Origin of the sequence: Pseudomonas cimarronensis, assembly GCF_049331905.1 — a bacterium.
Lineage (GTDB): Bacteria > Pseudomonadota > Gammaproteobacteria > Pseudomonadales > Pseudomonadaceae > Aquipseudomonas.
Window position 1 is genome coordinate 640,436 of the sequence record NZ_CP186283.1, and the last position, 21,205, is coordinate 661,640.

21 protein-coding genes are annotated in these 21,205 nt (G+C 63.6%); 9 read left to right on the forward strand and 12 right to left on the reverse strand.

The annotated features are described in order from the left end of the window. Nucleotides 1-48: 48 nt before the first annotated feature. The 6 genes from ACOCLD_RS03050 to ACOCLD_RS03075 all read left to right on the forward strand — a co-directional run bounded on the left by ACOCLD_RS03050 (nt 49) and on the right by ACOCLD_RS03075 (nt 6,726). A complete protein-coding gene (locus tag ACOCLD_RS03050) occupies nt 49-1,401 on the forward strand; it encodes a sigma-54-dependent transcriptional regulator (protein WP_422910799.1) in 1,353 nt (450 codons plus the stop codon). Between the two features lie 577 nt (nt 1,402-1,978). Further along, entirely contained in the window at nt 1,979-2,932 is a 954-nt protein-coding gene (locus tag ACOCLD_RS03055) for a TAXI family TRAP transporter solute-binding subunit (RefSeq protein ID WP_257776429.1), read from the forward strand. A 156-nt stretch (nt 2,933-3,088) separates the two neighbouring features. Then, on the forward strand, nt 3,089-5,116 hold the full coding sequence (locus ACOCLD_RS03060; RefSeq protein ID WP_422910800.1) for a TRAP transporter permease: 2,028 nt from the start codon (nt 3,089-3,091) through the stop codon (nt 5,114-5,116). Further along, nucleotides 5,113-5,535 carry a DUF1850 domain-containing protein gene (locus ACOCLD_RS03065; RefSeq protein WP_422910801.1) on the forward strand — a complete coding sequence of 141 codons (423 nt, stop codon included), beginning with the start codon at nt 5,113-5,115 and terminating at the stop codon, nt 5,533-5,535. Before ACOCLD_RS03060 ends, ACOCLD_RS03065 begins: the two co-directional genes overlap by 4 nt. Nucleotides 5,536-5,666: 131 nt before the next feature. Then, nucleotides 5,667-6,167 (forward strand): GNAT family N-acetyltransferase, encoded by a 501-nt coding sequence (locus ACOCLD_RS03070; protein WP_422910802.1) that lies wholly within the window; start codon nt 5,667-5,669, stop codon nt 6,165-6,167. Between the two features lie 46 nt (nt 6,168-6,213). Continuing rightward, on the forward strand, nt 6,214-6,726 hold the full coding sequence (locus tag ACOCLD_RS03075) for a DUF3617 domain-containing protein (protein ID WP_422910803.1): 513 nt from the start codon (nt 6,214-6,216) through the stop codon (nt 6,724-6,726). A gap of 48 nt (nt 6,727-6,774) precedes the next feature. Here the strand turns inward: ACOCLD_RS03075 and ACOCLD_RS03080 are convergent, their stop codons facing one another. Next, entirely contained in the window at nt 6,775-7,524 is a 750-nt protein-coding gene (locus tag ACOCLD_RS03080; RefSeq protein WP_422910804.1) for a hypothetical protein, read from the reverse strand. Between the two features lie 276 nt (nt 7,525-7,800). Here ACOCLD_RS03080 and ACOCLD_RS03085 point away from each other — a divergent pair, with 276 nt between their 5' ends. After that, nucleotides 7,801-9,468, forward strand: coding sequence for a BCCT family transporter (locus ACOCLD_RS03085; RefSeq protein ID WP_422910805.1), 1,668 nt, complete (start codon nt 7,801-7,803; stop codon nt 9,466-9,468). A gap of 102 nt (nt 9,469-9,570) precedes the next feature. On the opposite strand, the gene ACOCLD_RS03090 is transcribed toward ACOCLD_RS03085, so the two are convergent. The 3 genes from ACOCLD_RS03090 to ACOCLD_RS03100 all read right to left on the reverse strand — a co-directional run bounded on the left by ACOCLD_RS03090 (nt 9,571) and on the right by ACOCLD_RS03100 (nt 12,468). Continuing rightward, on the reverse strand, nt 9,571-9,783 hold the full coding sequence (locus ACOCLD_RS03090) for a DUF6434 domain-containing protein (protein WP_422910806.1): 213 nt from the start codon (nt 9,781-9,783) through the stop codon (nt 9,571-9,573). 109 nt (nt 9,784-9,892) lie between these two features. Beyond that, nucleotides 9,893-10,597: a 3'-5' exonuclease gene (locus ACOCLD_RS03095; RefSeq protein ID WP_422910807.1), complete on the reverse strand. Its 705-nt coding sequence runs from the start codon at nt 10,595-10,597 to the stop codon at nt 9,893-9,895. Next, the gene (locus tag ACOCLD_RS03100; protein ID WP_422910808.1) at nt 10,594-12,468 is read right to left on the reverse strand and encodes a DUF294 nucleotidyltransferase-like domain-containing protein; all 1,875 of its coding nucleotides are present in this window, start codon (nt 12,466-12,468) and stop codon (nt 10,594-10,596) included. The genes ACOCLD_RS03095 and ACOCLD_RS03100 overlap by 4 nt, the downstream gene beginning before the upstream one ends. A 308-nt stretch (nt 12,469-12,776) precedes the next feature. On the opposite strand from ACOCLD_RS03100, the gene ACOCLD_RS03105 reads away from it, so the two are divergent. Both ACOCLD_RS03105 and ACOCLD_RS03110 read left to right on the forward strand, forming a co-directional pair. Beyond that, on the forward strand, nt 12,777-13,343 hold the full coding sequence (locus ACOCLD_RS03105; RefSeq protein ID WP_392539173.1) for a LemA family protein: 567 nt from the start codon (nt 12,777-12,779) through the stop codon (nt 13,341-13,343). Between the two features lies 1 nt (nt 13,344). After that, nucleotides 13,345-15,273: a DUF2207 domain-containing protein gene (locus ACOCLD_RS03110; protein WP_422910809.1), complete on the forward strand. Its 1,929-nt coding sequence runs from the start codon at nt 13,345-13,347 to the stop codon at nt 15,271-15,273. Here ACOCLD_RS03110 and ACOCLD_RS03115 read toward each other — a convergent pair. The 8 genes from ACOCLD_RS03115 to ACOCLD_RS03150 form a co-directional block, all read right to left on the reverse strand. After that, entirely contained in the window at nt 15,232-15,411 is a 180-nt protein-coding gene (locus tag ACOCLD_RS03115) for a hypothetical protein (protein ID WP_422910810.1), read from the reverse strand. The genes ACOCLD_RS03110 and ACOCLD_RS03115 overlap by 42 nt on opposite strands. A 57-nt stretch (nt 15,412-15,468) precedes the next feature. Next, complete coding sequence (locus tag ACOCLD_RS03120; protein ID WP_422910811.1) at nt 15,469-15,705, reverse strand: hypothetical protein; 237 nt, start codon at nt 15,703-15,705, stop codon at nt 15,469-15,471. Continuing rightward, nucleotides 15,702-16,184 (reverse strand): GNAT family N-acetyltransferase, encoded by a 483-nt coding sequence (locus ACOCLD_RS03125; RefSeq protein WP_422910812.1) that lies wholly within the window; start codon nt 16,182-16,184, stop codon nt 15,702-15,704. Before ACOCLD_RS03125 ends, ACOCLD_RS03120 begins: the two co-directional genes overlap by 4 nt. Before the next feature lie 98 nt (nt 16,185-16,282). Beyond that, on the reverse strand, nt 16,283-18,205 hold the full coding sequence (gene thrS / locus ACOCLD_RS03130; protein WP_422910813.1) for a threonine--tRNA ligase: 1,923 nt from the start codon (nt 18,203-18,205) through the stop codon (nt 16,283-16,285). Nucleotides 18,206-18,239: 34 nt separating this feature from the next. After that, the gene (locus ACOCLD_RS03135; protein WP_422910814.1) at nt 18,240-19,580 is read right to left on the reverse strand and encodes a dihydroorotase; all 1,341 of its coding nucleotides are present in this window, start codon (nt 19,578-19,580) and stop codon (nt 18,240-18,242) included. Then, nucleotides 19,573-19,818 (reverse strand): membrane protein insertion efficiency factor YidD, encoded by a 246-nt coding sequence (gene yidD, locus ACOCLD_RS03140; protein WP_422910815.1) that lies wholly within the window; start codon nt 19,816-19,818, stop codon nt 19,573-19,575. Before yidD ends, ACOCLD_RS03135 begins: the two co-directional genes overlap by 8 nt. Next, complete coding sequence (gene hisI, locus ACOCLD_RS03145) at nt 19,815-20,222, reverse strand: phosphoribosyl-AMP cyclohydrolase (protein WP_422910816.1); 408 nt, start codon at nt 20,220-20,222, stop codon at nt 19,815-19,817. The genes yidD and hisI overlap by 4 nt, the downstream gene beginning before the upstream one ends. Further along, nucleotides 20,219-21,085: a metal ABC transporter substrate-binding protein gene (locus ACOCLD_RS03150; RefSeq protein WP_422910817.1), complete on the reverse strand. Its 867-nt coding sequence runs from the start codon at nt 21,083-21,085 to the stop codon at nt 20,219-20,221. The genes hisI and ACOCLD_RS03150 overlap by 4 nt, the downstream gene beginning before the upstream one ends. Nucleotides 21,086-21,205 lie beyond the last annotated feature (120 nt).

Genomic DNA, 21,205 nt, shown 5'->3' on the forward strand with positions numbered 1-21,205 from the left:
GGAAAAATACCAAGGCATTACACTGCCGCCGATTGATCAGGAGGTGATATGACCGGGCAGGTAATAGTTGTCGACGATGAAGCCGCCATCCGCGAGGCGGTGCAGCAGTGGCTGGAGCTGTCCGGTTTCAGCGTGCACAGCTGTGCCACGGCGCAGGCCGCGCTGGCGCTGGTCGAGCGTGATTACCCCGGCATCATCATCAGCGATGTGCGCATGCCCGGCACCGATGGTCTGCAGTTGCTCGACAGCGTGCTGGAGCGTGACCGCGACCTGCCGGTGATTCTGATCACCGGGCATGGCGATGTGCCGATGGCGGTGCAGGCGCTGCGCCAGGGGGCGTACGACTTTATCGAAAAGCCCTTTACCCCCGAGCGCCTGCTCGACAGCGTGCGCCGCGCCCTGGACAAGCGCCGTCTGGTCTGTGAAAACCGCCAGCTGCGCCAGCAGTTCGCCCGCAAGGATCAGATCGAGGCGCAGCTTCTCGGGGTCTCCAAACCGATGGAAACCCTGCGCCGGCAGATCCTCGAACTGGCTGGCACTTCGGTAAATATCCTCCTGCGCGGTGACACCGGCAGCGGCAAGGAGCGGGTTGCCCGTTGCCTGCATGATTTCAGCAACCGCGCCGGCAAGCCGTTTGTCGCGCTGAACTGCGCGGCGATACCAGAGCACCTGTTCGAGAGCGAGCTGTTCGGCCATGAAAGCGGCGCCTTTACCGGCGCGCAGGGCAAGCGTATCGGCCGCATCGAACATGCCGACGGCGGCACGCTGTTCCTCGACGAGGTGGAAAGCCTGCCGCTGGCCCAGCAGGTCAAACTGCTGCGCGTGTTGCAGGAGAAAACCCTGGAGCGCCTGGGTTCGAACAAGAGCATCCGCGTCGACCTGCGGGTGATCAGTGCGGTTAAACCGGACCTGCTTGATGAGGTCAAAGCCGGGCGTTTCCGTGAAGACCTCTACTACCGGCTGAATGTCGCCACCCTGCGCATTCCGCCGCTGCGTGAACGCCGCGAGGACATTGCGCTGTTGTTCGAACACTTCGCTCAGCAGGCCGCGCAACGTCATGGCCGCGAGTTGCCAAGCCTGCCACCCAGCGAGCTGACCCGCCTGCTCGGGCACGACTGGCCGGGCAACGTACGCGAGCTGATCAATGCTGCCGAACGCCACGCCCTGGGCCTGAGTGGCGCAGCGGAGAGCGGCGAGGGGCTGCCGCAGCAATCGCTGGCCGAGCAGATGGAGGCTTTCGAGGCGCAATGCCTGCACCGCGCGCTGCAGCACTGCCAGGGCAATATCGCCGAGGTGATGGCGCTGCTGCAGCTGCCACGCCGCACCCTCAACGAGAAAATGCAGCGTCACGGCCTGCAGCGCAGCAGCTATCGACCGGCCGGCAGCAGCGAAGACGACTGATAGCTCGTAGCCTGGATGTACTCCGGGACGCCTATGAGCGCCACCAATGCCCCGGATTGCATCCGGGCTACAACAGCTGTGTCGGGGGATGACGCTGAACGCTCGTAGCCCGAATAAGCCTTGGCGCAATCCGGGTCGCGGCCCCGGATTGCGCTGCGCTTATCCGGGCTACGCTTCCAGTCTCGGCGGAATTTCGCTTATCCCGGTTTTTGCACTGGCGGATTTCCGCTTATTACCGCGGGCAGAACAGCCGTGCAGCGCAACAAAACCGCTCTAGCACGGGCTTTTCCTTCGCTGGCACGGCATCTGCTATAGCCCTTGTCAGCCAGGCACTCGATTGCCTTGGCCTCTATAAGAAAGACAAGAGGTGAATCCCATGCACTGCCCCGCAGCATCTGCGCGCCTGGCGCGTCCCGTATCAACCGCCCATCTCTTGTGCGCTCGGCTCAGGCCGCGCGTGAGCCTCTGCTCCTTTTCGCCCTTGCGTTAGTCCCGGCGCTGCACGCCGCCTGGGTGGCGCGCAGCGTCTACAGTGAAAACCTCTGCATAAAGCCATAACAACGACGGAGACTCTTCCATGCGAATGACCAAACGTTTCAGCCTGTTTGCCGCTGCCGCCGCCTTGACCGCGAGCACTGCGGTACTCGCCGCGCCGACCTTTATCAACGTACTCACCGGTGGCACCAGCGGCGTGTACTACCCGATTGGCGTGGCCCTGTCGCAGCTCTACGGCAACGGCATCGACGGCGCAAAGACCTCGGTGCAGGCGACCAAGGCCTCGGTGGAAAACCTCAACCTGCTGCAAGCCGGTCGCGGTGAACTGGCCTTCGCCCTCGGCGACTCGGTAGCCGATGCCTGGAATGGCGTGGAAGACGCCGGCTTCAAGGCGCCGCTGAGCAAGCTGCGGGCGATTGCCGGCACCTACCCGAACTACATCCAGATCGTTGCCAGCAAGGAATCTGGCATCACCACCCTGGCGGATCTGAAAGGCAAGCGCATCTCCGTGGGCGCGCCGAAATCCGGCACCGAGCTGAACGCCCGCGCCATCTTCAAGGCTGCCGGCCTGAGCTATGAAGACATGGGCAAGGTGGAGTTTCTGCCGTACGCCGAGTCGGTTGAGCTGATCAAGAACCGTCAGCTGGATGCCACCCTGCAGTCCTCGGGCCTGGGCATGGCGGCGATTCGCGACCTGGCCGCAACCCTGCCGATCACCTTCGTCGCCATTCCGGCTGAGGTCACTGCGAAGATCGACAACGCCGCCTACCAGGCCACAGCGATTCCAGCCGGCACCTATGACGGCCAGGACAGCGATGTACCGACCGTGGCGATCAACAACATCCTGGTCAGCCATGAAGGCGTGTCCGATGAAGTGGCCTACCAGATGACCAAGCTGATGTTCGACAACCTTGAGCGCCTGGGTAACGCCCACTCGGCGGCTAAGGACATCAAGCTGGAAGGCGCCGCCAAGAATCTGCCGATCCCGCTGCATCCGGGTGCCGAGCGCTTCTACAAGGAAGCCGGCGCGCTGTAAGGCTGCTGAAGGGTTAACCCTGTAGGTTGGCGCTGTGCGCAGCGCCAACCGCTCCCGAACATGAGCTAGAGCTGCGAATAAAACCGGCGTGCGTGCCACGGCAGGTTTTGTTGGCGACTCTTGTGCTGGCAACGTTGTAGTGAGGGCATCTGCTCCATGAGTGACCACAATCAGGGCCTTGCCGCCAACCCAGGCGACTGGCCGAAAGCGCTGTTCTATGTCGCGCTGCTGTTCTCGACGTTTCAGATCATCACCGCGGCCTTCCACCCGGTTTCCAGCCAGATTCTGCGTGCCGTGCATGTGGGCTTTCTGCTGCTGGTGGTGTTTCTCTGCTTTCCCGCCCGTGGCAAGGCGCAGCCCTGGCAGCCGCTGGCCTGGTTGCTGGGCCTGGCCGGCATGGCCACGGCGGTATACCAATGGTATTTCGAAGCCGATCTGATTCAGCGTTCCGGTGATCTGACTCAGAGCGACATGGTGGTCGGCCTGGTGCTGATCGTGCTGGTGTTCGAAGCCGCGCGGCGGGTGATGGGCATTGCGTTGCCGATCATCTGCGCACTGTTTCTCGCCTACGGCCTGTTCGGCCAGTACCTGCCGGGCGATCTGATGCACCGTGGCTACGGCATCGATCAGCTGGTCAACCAGCTGGCCTTCGGCACCGAGGGACTGTACGGCACGCCGACTTATGTATCGGCTACTTATATCTTCCTGTTTATCCTGTTCGGCGCCTTCCTCGAACAGGCGGGCATGATCAAGCTGTTCACCGATTTCGCCATGGGCCTGTTCGGCCACAAACTGGGCGGCCCGGCCAAGGTGTCCGTGGTGTCGTCGGCGCTGATGGGCACTATCACCGGTTCGGGCGTGGCCAACGTAGTCACCACCGGCCAGTTCACCATCCCGCTGATGAAGCGTTTTGGTTATCGCCCGGCCTTTGCCGGCGGCGTGGAAGCGACCTCGTCGATGGGCAGCCAGATCATGCCGCCGATCATGGGCGCGGTGGCCTTTATCATGGCCGAGACGATCAACGTGCCGTTCTTCGAAGTGGCCAAGGCCGCGTTGATTCCGGCGCTGCTGTACTTCGGCTCGGTGTTCTGGATGGTCCATCTGGAAGCCAAGCGCGCCAATCTGCAGGGTCTGCCGAAAGACCAGTGCCCGAATCCCTGGGCGGCGGTGAAACAGCGCTGGTACCTGCTGATTCCGCTGTTCATTCTCATCTACCTGCTGTTCTCCGGGCGCACGCCGCTGTTCTCCGGCATGGTCGGCCTGGCCCTGACCGCCATCGTGATTCTCGGCTCGGCGATCATTCTGCGGGTATCGTCCAAGGCCATGCGCTTCGCCTTCTGGATTGCCCTGGGTGTGCTCTGCGCCGGCTTCTTCCAACTCGGTATCGGCGTCGTGTTTGGCGTGGTCGCGCTGCTGGTGGCGGTGTGCTGGTTTCTCAAGGGCGGCCGCGACACCCTGACCATCTGCCTGCACGCGCTGGTGGAGGGTGCGCGGCATGCCGTGCCGGTGGGCATCGCTTGCGCCCTGGTGGGGGTGATTATTGGCGTGGTGTCGCTGACCGGGGTGGCTTCGACCTTCGCCGGCTATATCCTCGCCATCGGCCAGGACAACCTGTTCCTCTCCTTGGTGCTGACCATGCTTACCTGCCTGGTGCTGGGCATGGGCATCCCGACCATTCCCAATTACATCATCACCAGTTCGATTGCCGCGCCGGCGCTGCTGGAGCTGGGTGTGCCGCTGATCGTGTCACACATGTTCGTGTTCTATTTCGGCATCATGGCCGACCTTACGCCACCGGTGGCGCTGGCCTGTTTCGCAGCCGCACCGATTGCCAAGGAGAGCGGGCTGAAGATCAGCCTGTGGGCCATTCGCATCGCCGTGGCCGGGTTTATCGTGCCGTTTATGGCGGTGTACGAGCCGGCGCTGATGCTGCAGGGCGACAGCCTGCTGGCCACCTTGTATGTGGTGCTCAAGGCGGTGGTAGCGATTGGCATCTGGGGTGCGGTATTTACCGGTTACCTGCAGGCCAAGCTGAGCTGGTGGGAGCGGGCGCTGGGCTTTGCCGCTGGTGCCAGCCTGATTCTGGCTACGCCGATGAGTGACGAGATTGGCTTCGCCCTGGCCGTGCTGTTTATCGCCCAGCACTTCTGGCGTGCGCATCGCGCCCAGGTAGCGGCGGCATGATCGGCCTGTGTCTGGGCCTGGCGGGCGCGGTATGGGCAGAAGTACCCACGCCGAGCTTTACCCTGGCCTGGACACACAGCATCGAGAAGATTCGCTGGGAAGAGGATTACCGCGTCACGCCTGAGGGCTTGCTCCTCGGCGAAGCGCGGGTCAAGGGTTCCGGGGCCGGTATGGAGATTCCAGACGGCGCCGAACTGCGCGAGGGCAGCTGGCATTACCAGCGTCAGCTACCGCCCTTGCAACCCCTGCGTTTGGGGCGAACCCCCGAGGCAGGGGATTATCAACTGTGTTTCAACCAGCGTTGCCACTCGATGAGTGAATGGCTCGGCCCGCCACAAGCGACCCAGCCGGCGTTGGAACTCTGGAGCTGTGAGCAGAGCTCCCCGGCCGCTTCGGCGGCAGGCCAGGACGACCGCTAAGGCGACGTCTGCTCCCGGGCCACAAGCCCTGGCGTAAAAAGAGGAGAACCCCCATTTGGCACAGCCGGTGGGGGTTTTGTTCGTTTGCAGTAAGGGTTAGCTTCAGCCGATTGACTGACAAGCAGGATGTTATGAGCACCATCACCTATTACCTGGATATGCAGCACCCCGAGCAGATCCGCGCCAAGCCGCTGCCCGCCGAGCTGAGCGTGGTGGAATGCCAGCTCAAGCAGTTTCAGCTCAACCGCTTTCTCTACCAGCTGGTTGGTGAGCCCTGGCAATGGACCGACAAACTCAGCTGGAGCGACGCGCAGTGGCGCGAGTTGATCGAGCAGCCCCATCACCGCACCTGGGTGGCCTATCACCAGGGCGCGATTGCCGGCTATTACGAGCTGCTGCGTGATGCCGACGGCGTCGTGGAAATTCTCTATTTCGGCCTGGCCGAGGCCTTCTTCGGTCAGGGCTTTGGTGGCCCGCTGCTCACCCATGCGCTGCAATCCGCCTGGGCCTGGCCGGGCACCACCAAGGTCTGGGTGCATACCTGCAACCTCGATCACCCCAGCGCATTGGCCAACTACCAGGCGCGTGGCCTGCGTATCTACCGTGAAGAGGTCGAGGCGGACGCTTCCTAAGAGGGTCTACGCTTGCAGGGTCGCCCACTTGATTCAGGAGCCGCTTATGCGCCGCGCCCTCCGTAATCCCATACTTCTCAGCCTCTGCCTGCTACCCGCCCTGGCCAACGCGCTGGATATTCAGCCCGGCCTCTGGGAAATCAGCTCGAACAACATGCAGGTCGGTGGCCAGGCCGTGCCGGGGATGGAACAGATGCTCGAGCAGATGAAAAACCTGCCGCCCGAGCAACGCCAGATGATGGAGCAGATGCTGGCCCAGCAGGGTGTGCAACTGGGCGACAAGGGCGTGCGTATCTGCATGAGCGCAGAACAGATCAAGGCTCAGCAGCTCCCCCTGCAAGACCCCGAATCCGGCTGCAGCAATGAAGTCACCGAACGCAGCGACCAGCTGTGGAAATTCCGCTTCAGCTGTCCCAATGGCCAGGGTGAAGGGGAGACGCGCTTTGTCAGCGACAAGGAGTTCACCTCAACGGTCAACGGCACTTTCGACGGTCAGAGCAGCAGCATGCAAAGCCATGCGCGCTGGGTGGCGGCGGATTGCGGTGCGTTAAAGCCCTAGCACCCTGAAAGGCCGCTGAAGTACTCCCGGCGTTGCCAGCGCAGCCTGTCAGCGCTCGTCGAGAGGGCTGGCGATACCGTGGCGTTCTTTGAGGCTTTGCACCAGCTCGGCCTGGCTGGTGAGGAAGGCATTGAACTGTTCGATCACCTGCGGGTGATGGATGCTCGACAGGTAGTAGTGGTCATCCTGATAGGGCAGTTTGGGGTCGAACACCAGCGCATCACCTGCGGCATGGTTGTACAGCTGATGCCGCACCACCTGTGGGTTGAGGTAGACGCCATCGACCCGGTCGCTCATGGCCATGGCCAGCAGTGACTCGATCTGGTTGGCCTGGATCAGGATGATGCGTCCTGCTTTGATGTCATCCAGATAGGGCCAGGGGGTGAAGCCGCGTTGAGTGCCAAGCCGGCGCAAGCGCTGTTTGCCCTGACCAACAAACTGCGGTTTGACCAGCACACCATCCACAGCCGCAGCGGCGGTCAGGCTGTAATGCAGGTGATGGCCCTGTTTGATATCGGCATTCCAGCGCGGGTTGTCCGGGTACTTGAACGCCACCCGATCATTGAGAAAGTCGCTGAGCAGACGCCGCACAGGCAGTGGCTGGTAGATGAACTGATGGCCCTGGTAGGCGGCAAACGCGTCCAGCAGGTCCCGGCCATAGCCCAGGTATTGGCCATCCTGCACATTGGAATAAGGCAGGTAGGGCTGCAGTTCGACTCCGACCGTAAAGGTCTCGGCTCGTACTGCTGTTGCAAGGCTGCAGCACAGGCAGGTCAACAGGGTCAGCAGGGCTCTCATCAATGACATCTCGAACAACGACCCTGAGCAGGCCATAGGCAAACCATAGCTAATTGCCTCGTCCTGCGGGAAGCAACGTGTCGATAAAGTCTGACCAGGCAGATGAAAAAATCCCCCGGTAGCAGGCGCCAATGGCCGCCAATACTGGCCTTGCGCCTGCACACATCGGTCTAGGCTGTTACCCTGTACCCCGCAGCTGCCGGCTTGGCGGCTGTACGAGTAGGGCAATCCCGTCCTCGTGCGCGTAAAGCGTGCCACACGTCAAAGGAGCACCCAATGGGGCAGAAACCTTCGTCTGACACGACCCCGCAACCAGAAGCGGTAACTCTGGACGGCATCCCGGCACCCACCGGCGACGCCAATCTGATCGACACCGACTACGTTATCGGTCAGGACAATATCCAAGGCCAGTTTTCCTTCAGCCTGGATATTCACGGCAAGGTCTTCATCATCTCGGCGGTCACCGCCATCCTGTTTGTGGTGTTGACCATGGCCCTGCAAAGCCAGGTCGAACCACTGTTCAGCGCCCTGCGCAACTGGCTCACCCACCACCTGGCCTGGTTCTTTATCGGTGCAGCGAACATCTTCGTGCTGCTCTGCCTCGGCCTGATCGTCTCGCCGCTGGGCAAGGTACGCATCGGCGGCATGGACGCAAAGCCGGATTACTCCTACCTCGGCTGGTTCTCCATGCTGTTCGCCGCCGGTATGGGTATTGGCCTGATGTTCTATGGCGTCTCCGAGCCGATGTCGCACTTCAGCGCGGCCATGGGCGGGGTCAGCGTCGGTGAGGATGGTCTGCGCACCGACTGGGCACCGCTCGGCGGCGCCGCCGGCAATGCCGAAGAGGCGATACGCCTGGGCATGGCCGCGACCATCTTCCACTGGGGCCTGCATCCCTGGGCGATCTACGCCATCGTCGCGCTGTCGCTGGCGCTGTTCTCCTTCAACAAGGGTCTGCCGCTGTCGATCCGCTCGATCTTCTACCCGATTCTCGGTGAGCGGGTTTGGGGCTGGCCGGGGCATATCATCGATATCCTCGCGGTGTTCGCCACCCTGTTCGGCCTGGTCACCTCCCTCGGCCTGGGCGCGGAGCAGGCGGCGGCGGGTATGGAATACCTGTTCGGCATTACCTCCAGTGACACCAGCAAAGTGCTGCTGATCATCGCCATCACTATCATCGCCCTGGTCTCCGTGGTGTCTGGCCTGGACAAGGGCGTCAAACGCCTTTCCGAGCTGAACATGGGCCTGGCCATGGCCCTGCTGCTGTTCGTGATTATCGCCGGGCCGACCCTGGCTATCCTCACTGGCTTCTTCGACAACCTTCTGGCCTACCTGCAATACCTGCCAGCACTGGCCAACCCCGTCGGCCGCGAAGACGCTAACTTCAGCCAGGGCTGGACGGCCTTCTACTGGGCCTGGTGGATCAGCTGGTCGCCGTTCGTGGGCATGTTTATCGCCCGCGTCAGCCGTGGTCGCAGCGTGCGCGAGTTCCTGGTTGCCGTGTTGCTGGTGCCGTCCCTGGTCTCGGTGCTGTGGATGACCGCCTTTGGTGGCACGGCGATCAACCAGTTGCTGGTCGATGGCTTTACCGGTGCGCAGGAGGCGGGCCTGGAACTCAAGCTGTTCAGCATGCTCGGTGAACTGCCACTGAGCAGCATCACCTCGCTGATCGGTATCGTGCTGGTGGTGGTGTTCTTTATCACCTCATCGGACTCCGGCTCGCTGGTGATCGACACCATCACCGCCGGTGGCAAGGTCAACTCGCCGGTACCGCAACGCGTGTTCTGGTGCACCATCGAAGGCGTAATCGCCATCGCCCTGCTGCTCGGCGGCGGCCTGGTAGCCCTGCAGGCCATGGCGGTGTCGACGGGGTTGCCGTTCACCATCGTGCTGTTGGTGGGCTGTGTGTCGATCGTCAAAGGCCTGATGAGCGAACCGCGCTGACCATTGCTGTTGAGTCGTACAAGAGCGCGCCTTCGGGCGCGCTTTTTTATGCCCTGCGTTTGGGTGCAGCGGCGACGGACAACGGTGTTGCTTGCCTCTTCGCTACTGCTGCTGGCGCCGCAGCCATTCAGCGGCCACGTCGCCCATTGTTTTGGGCGACCCATCTTTTATCCACGCCATAAACGCGCGATTAAATTGGAAGCCAGGGCCGCAAGCTTGCGTCAAAAACCGGCGAACATTCTGTGTATTTCGATAGGTCGTAGTGATCGGTGTTTCTGCCGTTATCCTGTCGCTGTGCCAGTCGAAACTAGTCATCCTGAGTTCTCGAAGTCGTAAATCCGGGCTGGATTATTTAGAAGGCTTGTACAGCGTATAAATCAATCGTGGTGGTGTGTAGCGCCTAAGTCGTTTCTGCGTAGCGGCCTCAACTCCACAATTCCCCCACCGGCGTATCCGCCGCATAGCGCGTCGCCACCTGCGCCTGCAGTAGCTCGGCGGTGGCCAACGCATCGGTTAACGCATGGTGCGCCTGGTACAGCGGCAGGTTGTAACGCAGGCGGCTATCAGCCAAACGAATCGACACCGGTTGGCGGCCCAACAAGCGGCCCAGCCAGCCTGGCTGGCGCTTGGGATACAGGCGCGCCTCCAGCTGCATGGTGTCGATCACCGGGAACTGCAAACCTTCACCCACGTGCTGGCGCAGCGCCTGGTTGAGAAAGCTGCGCTCGATGTTGCGGTAGTGCACCACCATCACCTTGCCGGCCATGACCGTCAGCAGTTCGTCGAGGATTTGCTCTAAGCGCGGTGCGTGGCGGATGTCGGAGTGGGTGATGTGGTGGAAGGTCACCGATTCGCCGCTCAGCTCGCTGGCCGGTTTGACCACCCAGTAGCGCGCTGCGCCGCAGCGGATGCGTTGCAGGCTGAAGGGCAGCAGGCCGAGGCTGACGATGGCGTGCTGATTGGCGTCCAGGCCGGTGGTTTCCACGTCCAGGGCCAGTAGCGGCACCTGCTCCAGCGGGGTGTCGGCGGTTACGCAGCCGGCCCGGTAGAAGGCTTGCAGGCGTGGGTCGCGGGCGTTGGCGGCTAGTTCGGCAAAGCGCGCGGCCCAGTCCAGTGCTGTGGCGGTCACAGGGTTTTGCCCGGTTGTGCGGGGTAGCGGAAGCGCAGGAATTTTTGCGCGTTGCTGAGCACGCCAAAGGCTTCCTTGAGGGTGTGCCGTTCGCTGGCGGACAGCGTTGCCGGTTCGATGTAGTTGCCTGGCGGGCGCCCTTCGGCCGCGGCCAGGGCTTGGTGGCGCACCCGCACCAGGCTGAGAAATTCCAGGGCGTAGCGCAGCTGGCTGATGGCTTCTGGCTGCAGCAGTTTGGTTTTGCCGATGGCGTCCAAGCGCTCCAGGGAGTTCTGCGCTTTGCTGCCGCAGGCCAGGGCGTGCACCCGGATAAGGTCGGTGAGCGGCGCGGTGCCACGGCCCTTGAGGTTGATGATGTGCTTCTGCTGGCCGTCGGTTTCCATCACAAAGGTGCGGAAGAAGCCCAGCGGCGGCGTGCGGTTGAGGGCGTTGCGCGCCAGGGCGGCGAGGAAGGCCGGGTTGCTGCTGGCTTTCTGCGCGAGCAGGTCTTTGAGGTTTTCCACCAGTTCGACCTCGCCATACACGCCGTCGAGGTCGAAGAAGATGCAGCTGTTGAGCAGGGTCTGCGGCTTGGGTTGGTCGATCCACTGCTGGAAGTAGCCGCGCCAGACACTCAGCGGCTGCCGCCACTGGGCGTTGCTGGCCATGATGCCGCCCTTGCAGTAGCTGTAACCACAGGCGGCCAGGCCGTCGCTGACGAACTGGGCGAGGGCGGCGAAGTAGGCATCGTGCTGCGCCGGATCGAAGCGGTCATCGAGCACCAGGGCGTTGTCCTGATCGGTCACCAGCAGCTGTTCATCACGGGCCATGGAGCCGGCGACCATAAAGCAGTAAGGCACCGGCGGCGGGCCGAGTTGCTGTTCGGCCAGTTCCAGCAGGCGCTGGGTAAAGGCGCGGCCGATGCCGGCCATGGCGCTGCCGACCATATGCGCGGTGGCCTGTTCGTTGACCATGCGCACGAAGGTGCCGCGCAGGTCCGCCAGCAGGCTCTGCAGGCCGGCGACATCCGTTTGGTTGAAGATCGAGTTGACCAGGTACAGGCTGCTCTGCGACTCGTAGCGGATGATGTCGCTGAGGTTGATCAGGCCTATCGGTCGACGCCGCTGCATCACCGGAAGGTAGTGGATGTTATGGCGCAGCATGCACAGCATGGCGTCGAATACGCTGTCATCCGCCTGAACGGTGATGGGATTTGGCGACATCACCTCGCTGACCGGCGTGGCGCTGTCCAGCCCAACGGCGAGCACACGGGTGCGCAGGTCGCGGTCAGTGAGGATGCCGACCATGCCGGCCGAAGATGCGCTGTCGCCGACGATCACCAGAGAGGACACGCTCTGTTCGGTCATCAGCTGCGCGGCCTGCTGCACGGTGGTGTGCGGTGCCGCGCTGACCGCCTGGCGGGAGATCAGTTTGCGCACCTTGAGCTGGATCAGCTCGCTGGCCTGGCCCTGGCTTTCCACCGCCGATTTGAGCCGCGACTGGCCTTCGGCTTCGACGAACTCTGCAAAGCCGTCGTGTTCTTCACACAGCTGGGCGAACAGCGTGGCGGGGATAAAGTAGATCAGGCTGTCTTCAATCGCCCGCGCCGGGAAGCGCACCTTGTTGCTGCGCAGCAGGCCGGCCTGGCCGAAGATGTCGCCCTCGCTCAGGCGGTTGTACAGCGCGCCGTTGCGTCGGTAGATTTCCACCGCGCCGCTGCGTACATAGTGCAGCTCGTGAATCGCCGCGCCGTACAGCAGGATGTCGCTGCCGGCCTTGAAATAGGCCACCTCGATCTGCCGGGCGATGGCGTCCAGGCTTTCGTCGGGCAGCGCATCGAAGGGCGGAAAGCGCTGCAGGTGATCGCGGATTTCCAGTAACTCGATCTGCATGGGGTGCCTCGCAGTGGCTGGCCCTAGAGGATACGGCGATTGTCCGGTGCTGTCCGCCTTGCTGGGGTTACCGGGTGTGGCGACCAGGGGCGGGGATGATCAGAGGGTTGGATATCCACGGCTATGCTGAGTTGTCTGTTGGCGTGATGTTGCAGTCCTTGTGGGAGCGGGCTTGCCCGCGATTGCGGTCAATAGAAAAACATCGTGGGCATGGCCCGCTGCTACGGATGGCGCGAAACCCGCTATCGCTGTTGGCAGCCCGTAATTAAGACAACGCTTTTTAACGACCTGCTGTTCAAGGAGTGGCTATGCAAGGGGCGGGATTCTGGGTGGTGCTGGCGCTGCTGGTGGCGCTCGCCGGGTTGACGATTTATTACTACAACCGCCTGGTGTTCAACCGCGCGCGGGTGGCCGAGGCGTGGAGCGGTATCGACGTGCAGCTCAAGCGCCGCGCCAGCCTGATTCCAGCGCTGGTCGAGTGCGTGCGCCAGTACATGAAGTACGAGCAGGGTACGCTTGAGGCGCTGGTGCAGGAGCGTATGCGCGCCGTGCAGCTGGCCGATTCGCCGCTGGGCGAGCGGGCGCCGGTGGAGGCGCACCTGGGCACGCAGCTGCGCCAGTTGTTTGCCTTGATCGAGGACTATCCGACGCTCAAGGCCGATGGTCAGTTTCTCGATCTGCAGCGCAATCTCACCGAGGTCGAGAACCATATCCAGATGGCCCGGCGCTATTACAACGGCGCGGTGCGCGAGTTGAATGTGCTGGTCGAGTCGGTGCCGAGCAACCTGGTGGCGCGACCCTTTGCCTTTACCCAGGCGGAGTACTTCAGCCTGGATGACCCGCGTGACGCCCAGTCGCCAAAAATGGAGTTTTGACATGCTGCGAGTGCTGCGTTTTGCCCTGTTGAGCCTGTGCCTGCTGCCGTTGTGGGCCGTTGCAGCCGAGGCGATTGAAGACTTTGCCGTGACCCTGCAGGTGCAGACGGACGGCAACCTGCTGGTGACCGAACGGATTACCGTGCAGGCCGAGGGTGAGCAGATCAAGCGCGGCATCTACCGCGATCTGCCGGTCAGTTACAGCTTGCCCCTCGGCCTGTTGCAGAGCAGCCCGATCACTCTGCTTGCGGTGAGTCGCGATGGCCAGGCGGAGCGGGCGCGGGTTGAGCAGAACGGCAGCTGGGTGCGCTATTACCTCGGCTCGGCCGACCAGCTGCTGCAGCCGGGGCGTTATCAATACGAACTGCGTTACCAGGTTGAGCGCCAGCTGTTGCATCACTTCAATAGCGACGAGCTGTACTGGAACGTCACCGGTAATCAGTGGGTCTTCCCGATTCTCAAGGCATCGGTCGAGGTCAAGCTGCCGCCGGGTGCGCGGATCGGTGATGTGGCCGCCTATACCGGGGCCGGCGGCGAGCAGGGCGAGGCCTATGAGGTGCTCGAACAGCGCGACGACTATCTGCGCCTGGCCACCACCGAAGCCTTGCCGGCTTACCACGGCCTGACGGTGGCAGTGGAGTGGCCGGCCGGGCTGGTGTCGCGTCCCGGTTTGCTTGAGCGTGCTGGCAACTTGCTGCGTGACAACCTTGGCCTGCTGCTCGGCGCGCTGTTGCTGATTGGTTTGCTGCTGTTTTACCTGCGTGCCTGGGACCGGGTTGGCCGTGATCCGCAGAAAGGCCTGATCATTCCGCTGTTCGAGGCACCGCAAGGCATGAGCGCGGTGCAGGCCGGCTACCTCTGGCATCGCGGTTTCAAGGGGCATTTTCAGGACGCCCGGGCGTTCAGTGTGTGGCTCACCGATATGGCGATCCGCAAGCACCTGCATATTGAAGACAAGCCGCGTGGCGGCGGTTTTACCCTGGCCCGTGGCAAGGGTGAACGGGCTGATTTCAGCGAGGCTGATCGCGAGCTGCGCAAGCGCCTGTTTCCGGCCAGCAAGGAAGGCATCGCCCTGGAGATTGGCAGCGACTACGAGCCGCGCCTGGCCGATGCCGTGGCTGGGCTGAAAACCCAGCTGCACACCCAGGGCAAGGCCTGGTTCAGCAATAACCGCGGCATCTGGACCTGGGGGCTGATCTGGGCGCTGGTTGGCTGCCTGGTGATGGTGCTGGTCGATGCCCGCAGTGAAGACGATGTCGCCACCAGTCTGGCCGGCGTGGTGTTCACCCTGGGCTTTGGCGTGCCGTCGCTGTTTGTGCTGTATATGGCCTGGAACCAGCCCAGTTTGGGCAAGCAGATCGGCCTGGGGCTGGCGGGGTTGATGTTTGTCTGGCCGGTGCCGGTTGGCCTGTGGATGCTCAGTGATGCGGCGTCGGTGCCGGCTTTGCTGCTGCTGTGCATCTATGTGCTGCTGGTGGTGCTGTTCTATTACCTGCTGCCAGCGCCATCGATCGAAGGGCGGCGTTTGCTCGATCAGCTGGAAGGCTACCGCGACTACCTGCAACTGGCCGAAAGCGATGCGCTGGCCCTGGCCGGCAATGCCCCGGCGATGAGCATTGCGCTGTATGAAAAACACCTGCCCTACGCCATGGCCCTGGGCGTCGAGGACAAGTGGAGTGCGCGCTTTAGCGCAGCGCTGGCCAGCGGTCTGATCGACCCGGCGCAGCGTGACTATCAGCCCGACTGGTACCACAGCCGCAGCAGTTTCAGCACCCCGCTGGCGATGAGTACCGCCCTGGCAGCCGGCCTAAGCAGCGCCACGGCATTGGCCTCATCGCCACCGTCGAGCAGTTCATCGGGGGGGGGCGGTTCATCTGGCGGAGGTTCGTCAGGTGGTGGCGGTGGTGGCGGTGGCGGCGGCGGTTGGTAGGGCGCGGTTCGGCTCGGCGGCGCATGCTTTTGTAGGAGCGGGCTTGCCCGCGATCACGGTCAATGCAACAACATCGCGGCCAAGGCTGCTCCGGCCATCGGCTTGTAGGCGCGGGCCATGCACGCGATTCGCACGCATGGATTAGGCATCCCCGCGGTTCCTACAGGGTTGTGACAGTTGAACCCTCTCACAACCCTAGGGCTTGCGGGTTTCCTGCAACTTGGCCAGCAAGGCTTCGCTTTTTGCCAGCTGCTCGGCTTCGCTGAGCTGCGGGTTTTCCAACACGCTGTCGAGCTGCGCGATCAGCTCGCTCTGGCGGTTGATCCGCTCATCGAGCTTTTCCAGCTTGCGCTGGTTGAACCAGTTCCACAGCGCCAAGGCGCAGGCGGCCAGCACCACGGCGACCAACACGATAATCGTCAGGGTATTCATTGCGGCTCCAGGGTTTTGCGCATCAGCATGCGCGGCAAGGTAACAGCGCCGCGCGTTACCGTCTGTGCCTGTCGCACAGAAAAGCCTTGGCGGGCAAAAAACGCCTGGGCCACCAGGCTGGCCTCGGTAAACAGCTCGCGCACCCCTGCCGCGCGCAAGCGTTGCTCGGCAGCGGCATACAAGGCGCTGGCCACACCCTGGCGGGCATAAGCGGGCGCGCAGTACAGCAGGTCGATATGGCCCTCCAGGCTAAAGCCGATAAATCCGGCAGTTGCGCAGCCATCTTCGGCGATAAGTAGCTCAATTGAAGCTAAACGTGCTTGCCAGGCTTGCAGGTCTGCAACCTCGGGAGACCAGGCCTGACGCTGCGCGGCGTCGTAGTGCGCAGTGGTCAATTGGCTGACTGAGGCCTGAAACAACGCGACCAATGCTGTCAGGTCATCAGCGTGATAGGTGCGTAGGTGCAGGGACGGTGGCATGGGTGAGTGTCGTGCGGTGGGCGTGAGGAGATTGTCCGTCGCAGTGGCATGCGGCTCAAGGGCCCGGTGCATCGTCCGGGCCTTTGCCGTTGGGCGGATCAGTCCGCGTGCTGAGCGGGCATACGCGCCTCGGTGCGCAGCCGTTCGACCAGCTCATCCAACGGCAGGCTGCCGAGGTTGTCGCCAGCGCGGCTGCGCAGGGTGACGCGGCCTTCGGCTTTTTCCTGTTCGCCGATGACCAGTAGGTAGGGCACTTTTTGCAGGGTGGCTTCGCGGATTTTGTAGCCGATCTTCTCATTGCGCAGATCCACGCTGGCGCGCAGGCCGACGCGTTTGAGAGCAGCGAGCACCTGGCGGGCGCAGTCGTTCTGCCCTTCGGAGATGGTCAGCACGGCGGCCTGTTGCGGGGCCAGCCACAGCGGGAACAGCCCGCTGTAGTGCTCGATCAGAATGCCGGTGAAGCGTTCCAGCGAGCCGAACAGGGCGCGGTGCAGCATCACCGGGCGTTCGCGTTCGCCCTGTTCGTTGACGTAGCTGATGTCGAAGCGCTCCGGCAGGTTGAGGTCCACCTGCAGGGTGCCGCACTGCCAGTCGCGGCCGATCGCGTCGCGCAGCACGAACTCCAGTTTCGGCCCGTAGAACGCGCCTTCGCCGGGGTTGAGCTGGTAGTCGATGCCCATCCGTTGCAGCGCGCCGGACAGTGCGCCTTCCAGCTGATCCCAGGTGGCGTCGCTGCCGATGCGGTTGGCCGGGCGGGTGGAGAGCTTGACCGCCACTTCGTTGAAACCGAAGTCACGGTAGATGGCGAATACCAGGGCGATGGTGTCGGCGCACTCCTGTTCCATCTGCGCGGCGGTGCAGAAGATATGCGCGTCGTCCTGGGTGAAGTGGCGCACGCGCAGCAGGCCGTGCAGCGCGCCGGAGGGCTCGTAGCGGTGCACCTTGCCGAACTCGGCCATGCGCAGCGGCAGGTCGCGGTAGCTCTTCAGGCCACGGGCGTAGAGGGCCACGGCGCCGGGGCAGTTCATCGGCTTGAGGGCGAACACCCGTTCGTCCTCGGTGGTGGTGGTGAACATGGCGTCGCGGTAGTTGAACCAGTGCCCGGAGGTCTCCCACAGGCTGCGGTCCATCACGTCCGGGGTGTTGACCTCGACATAGCCGGCGGCGTCCTGCTGCTGGCGCATGTAGCCGATCAGCTGCTGGAACAGGGTCCAGCCTTTGGGGTGCCAGAACACCGAGCCGGGTGCACAGTCGTCGAAGTGGAACAGGTCGAGCTGCGGGCCGAGCTTGCGGTGGTCGCGCTTGCCGGCTTCTTCCAGGCGGGTGAGGTAGGCCTTGAGCTCTTTGGCGTTGGCCCAACAGGTACCGTAGATGCGCTGCAGCGCGGCGTTCTTGGCATCGCCGCGCCAGTAGGCGCCGGCCACCTTGGTCAGCTTGAACGCCTGCAGCAGGCCGGTGCGCGGGATGTGCGGGCCGCGGCAGAGGTCTTCAAAGTCGCCCTGGCGATACAGCGAGAGCACCTCGCCTTCAGGAATATCGCGGATCAGCTCGGCCTTGTAGTGCTCGCCCTGCGCTGCGAAGTGGGCGATGGCTTCATCGCGTGGCAGCTCGCGGCGGCTGACCGGCAGATCGGCGGCGGCCAGCTCGTGCATGCGCGCCTCGATGCGTTCGAGATCGTCCGGGGTGAAGGGCCGCTCGAAGGCGAAGTCGTAGTAGAAGCCATCCTCAATCACCGGGCCGATGGTCACCTGAGCGCTCGGGTACAGCTGCTTGACCGCCATGGCCAGCAGGTGCGCGCAGGAATGGCGCAGCAGCTCCAGGCCCTCGGGATCGCGGGCGGTGATCAGGCTGAGTTGGGCGTCGTGGTCGATCAAGGCGCTGGTGTCGACCAGGCGGCCATTCAGGCGGCCGGCCAGGGCGGCCTTGGCCAGGCCGGGGCCGATATCGGCGGCGACTTCGGCCACGCTCAGGGGTTGGGCATAGTGACGCTGGCTGCCATCGGGCAGGGTGATGCTGGGCATGTCGGTTCTCTGATCAGGTCGGTTAACGGGGCGCTCAGCCGCGCTGGTAGCGCAGCGGCAGCCCCTGGCAATCGTGTTGCAGCTGTCCCTCATGCCAGGCCAGCTGGCCGGAGACGACGGTGCTGCGCACGGCATGGCGGAGGGCGCGGCCCTGGAAGGGCGTCCAGCCGCAGTGGGCGAGGATCGGGTCGGCGGCGACCGGGCGTGGCTCGGCCAGGCGTTCGATCAGCGTCAGGTCGGCCCAGTAGCCTTCGCGCAGGTAGCCGCGCTGCTCGATGGCAAAGCGCTGCGCCACCGCATGGCTGGTTTTCTCCACCAGGGTGGTGAGGGGCAGCAGGCCGTCGGCGACCAGTTCCAGCAGGGACGGCAGGGCGTGCTGCACCAGCGGCAAGCCGGACGGCGCCTGCAGGTAGGGGCGCTGCTTCTCGTCCAGGGTGTGCGGGGCGTGGTCGGTGCCGATGATATCCAGCCGCCCGCAGAGCAGGGCTTGGCGCAGGGCATCGCGGTCGGCCTGGGTCTTGATCGCCGGGTTGCACTTGATCAGGTGGCCGAGCGCCGCGTAGTCGCGGTCATCGAAATACAGGTGATGGGCACAGACCTCGGCGGTGATCTGCTTGCCGGCCAGCGGCCCGGGCTGGAACAGGCTCAACTCGCGGGCGGTGGTCAGGTGCAGCACGTGCAGCTGGGTGCCGTAGCGCCGCGCCAGGCTCACGGCCAGGCTGGACGACTGGTAGCAGGCCTCGGCGTCGCGGATCAACGGGTGCTGGTCGGCCGGAATCGGCTCGCCGTACTGCGCCTGCCACTGCTGTTCACGTTCGCGGATGCGTGGGGTGTGTTCGCAATGTGTCAGCAGAATGGTCGGGCAGTCGCGGAACAGCCGCTCCAGCGAGGGCAGGTCGTCCACCAGCATATTGCCGGTGCTGGCGCCCATAAAGACTTTCACCGCCGCCACCCGGTTGGGGTCAAGCGCCGCGACGATGTCGAGGTTTTCGTGACTGACGCCGAAGTGAAAACCATAGTTGGCCATGGAGCAGTTAGCGGCGCGCCGCTCCTTGGCCTCTAGCGCTTCCAGGGTCAGGGTCGGCGGGTTGGTGTTGGGCATGTCCATGACGCTGGTGATGCCGCCGGCCACCGCCGCGCGCGATTCCGTGGCGAAGCTGCCCTTGTGCGGCGCGCCGGGGTCGCGGAAGTGCACCTGGTCGTCGATCATGCCCGGCAGCAGGTACTGACCGGCGGCGTCGATCTCGGTATGGGCATTAATTCCGCTGATGCTGGTGGCGATCTTCTCGATGCGGCCATGGCGTACCAGCAGGTCGGCGTCAAACTCGCGGCCCTCGTTGATCAGGCGGGCGTTGCGGATCAGCAGATCAGTCATGGGGATGTTCCTGATTGCAGCGATGGATGGGCGGCACCGGGTCGTAGCCGCCCGGATGCCAGGGATGGCAGCGCAACAAGCGGCGCACGGCCAGCCAGCTGCCGCGCCATGCGCCGTGGGTTTGCAGCGCTTCGATGGCGTAGTGCGAACAGCTGGGGTGGAAGCGGCAGCGCGGGCCGAGCAATGGGCTGATCAGGTGCTGGTAGAGCCGCACCAGGCTCAGCAGCAGGCGTTTCATTGCGGCACGCTGATCACGCACACCTGCGCGTTGCGGATGGCGTTGTAAAAGCAGTTGGGTCGGCCGGTGTGGCAGGCCGGGCCCTGCTGCTCGACCAGTAGCAGCACGGCGTCGCCGTCGCAGTCCAGGCGTGCCTCCACCACGCGCTGGCGGTGGCCGCTGGTTTCGCCCTTGCGCCACAGTTGCTGGCGCGAGCGCGACCAGTAGCAGACCTGACCGCTGGCGAGGGTTTCCTCCAATGCCACGCGGTTCATCCAGGCCAGCATCAGCACCTCGCCGCTGTCGTGCTGCTGGGCGATGGCGGCAATCAGGCCATCGGCATTCCAGGGGATGGCCGCCAGCACCTCGGCCAGCGGGCGGCTGTCGCCCAGCCCGGCCTGCTCCAGTTGCAGCCACAGGTTCATGGCTTGAGCGCGGCCAGCAGGGTGTCGAGGTTGTGCTGGAACATGCCCAGGTAGGTGCTGGCTGGCCCCTCGCTGGCCAGGGCGTCGGAGTACAGGGTACCGCCGACCTGGGCCCCGGCTTCGCTGGCGATCTGCTGGATCAGGCGCGGGTCGCGGATGTTCTCGACGAAAACGGCTTTTACCCCGTCGGCGCGAATCTGCCGGATCAGCGCGGCCACTTCGGCGGCGGACGGCTCATCGGCGGTGCTCAAGCCCTGCGGCGCGACAAATTTCAGGCCGTAGGCCTGGCCCAGGTAGGCGAAGGCGTCATGGCTGGTGATGATGGTGCGCTGCGCCGGCGACAGTTGTCCCAGGCTGGTGCGGGCTTCACTCAGCAGGGCGCGAATCTGGCTGATATAGGCCTCGCTGCGGTAGGCATAAAACGTTGCGTTGGCCGGATCAAGCTGGCTCAGCGCCTTGGTGATGTTGCGCACGTAAATCTCGGCATTAGCCAGGTTCTGCCAGGCGTGTGGATCGGCCACCTGCTGGCCCTCTTCATCGAGCATCAAGGGCAGCACGCCGGTGCTGGCATCAATGCGCGTGCCGGACGCTTCGCTGCTGGCGATCAGGCGCGCCAACCAGGGTTCAAAGCCCAGGCCGTTGGCGATGATCAGGTCAGCGGCGAACACGGCTTTGGCATCCTCGGCGCTGGGCTGATAGACATGCGCATCGGCACCGACCAGATTGCGAAGTTCGAGCTTATCTCCGGTAATTTGCTGGGTAATGTCGGCCAAAATGCTGAAGCTGGTGACAACTCTGAGTTTTTCTTCAGCATGCGCGAACAGGGCAAAACTCAAACTCAGCAGGACAATCAGGGTGCGCATAGGTGTTCCTCAATCAGCGGGCGATAAGCGGGGTTGACGGCGCAGCAGGCCATTTAGCGGGCCAAATACGACGGAGCCGATATAAGCCAGGCCGGCGAGCGGCCCCCATTGAGGTTGTGG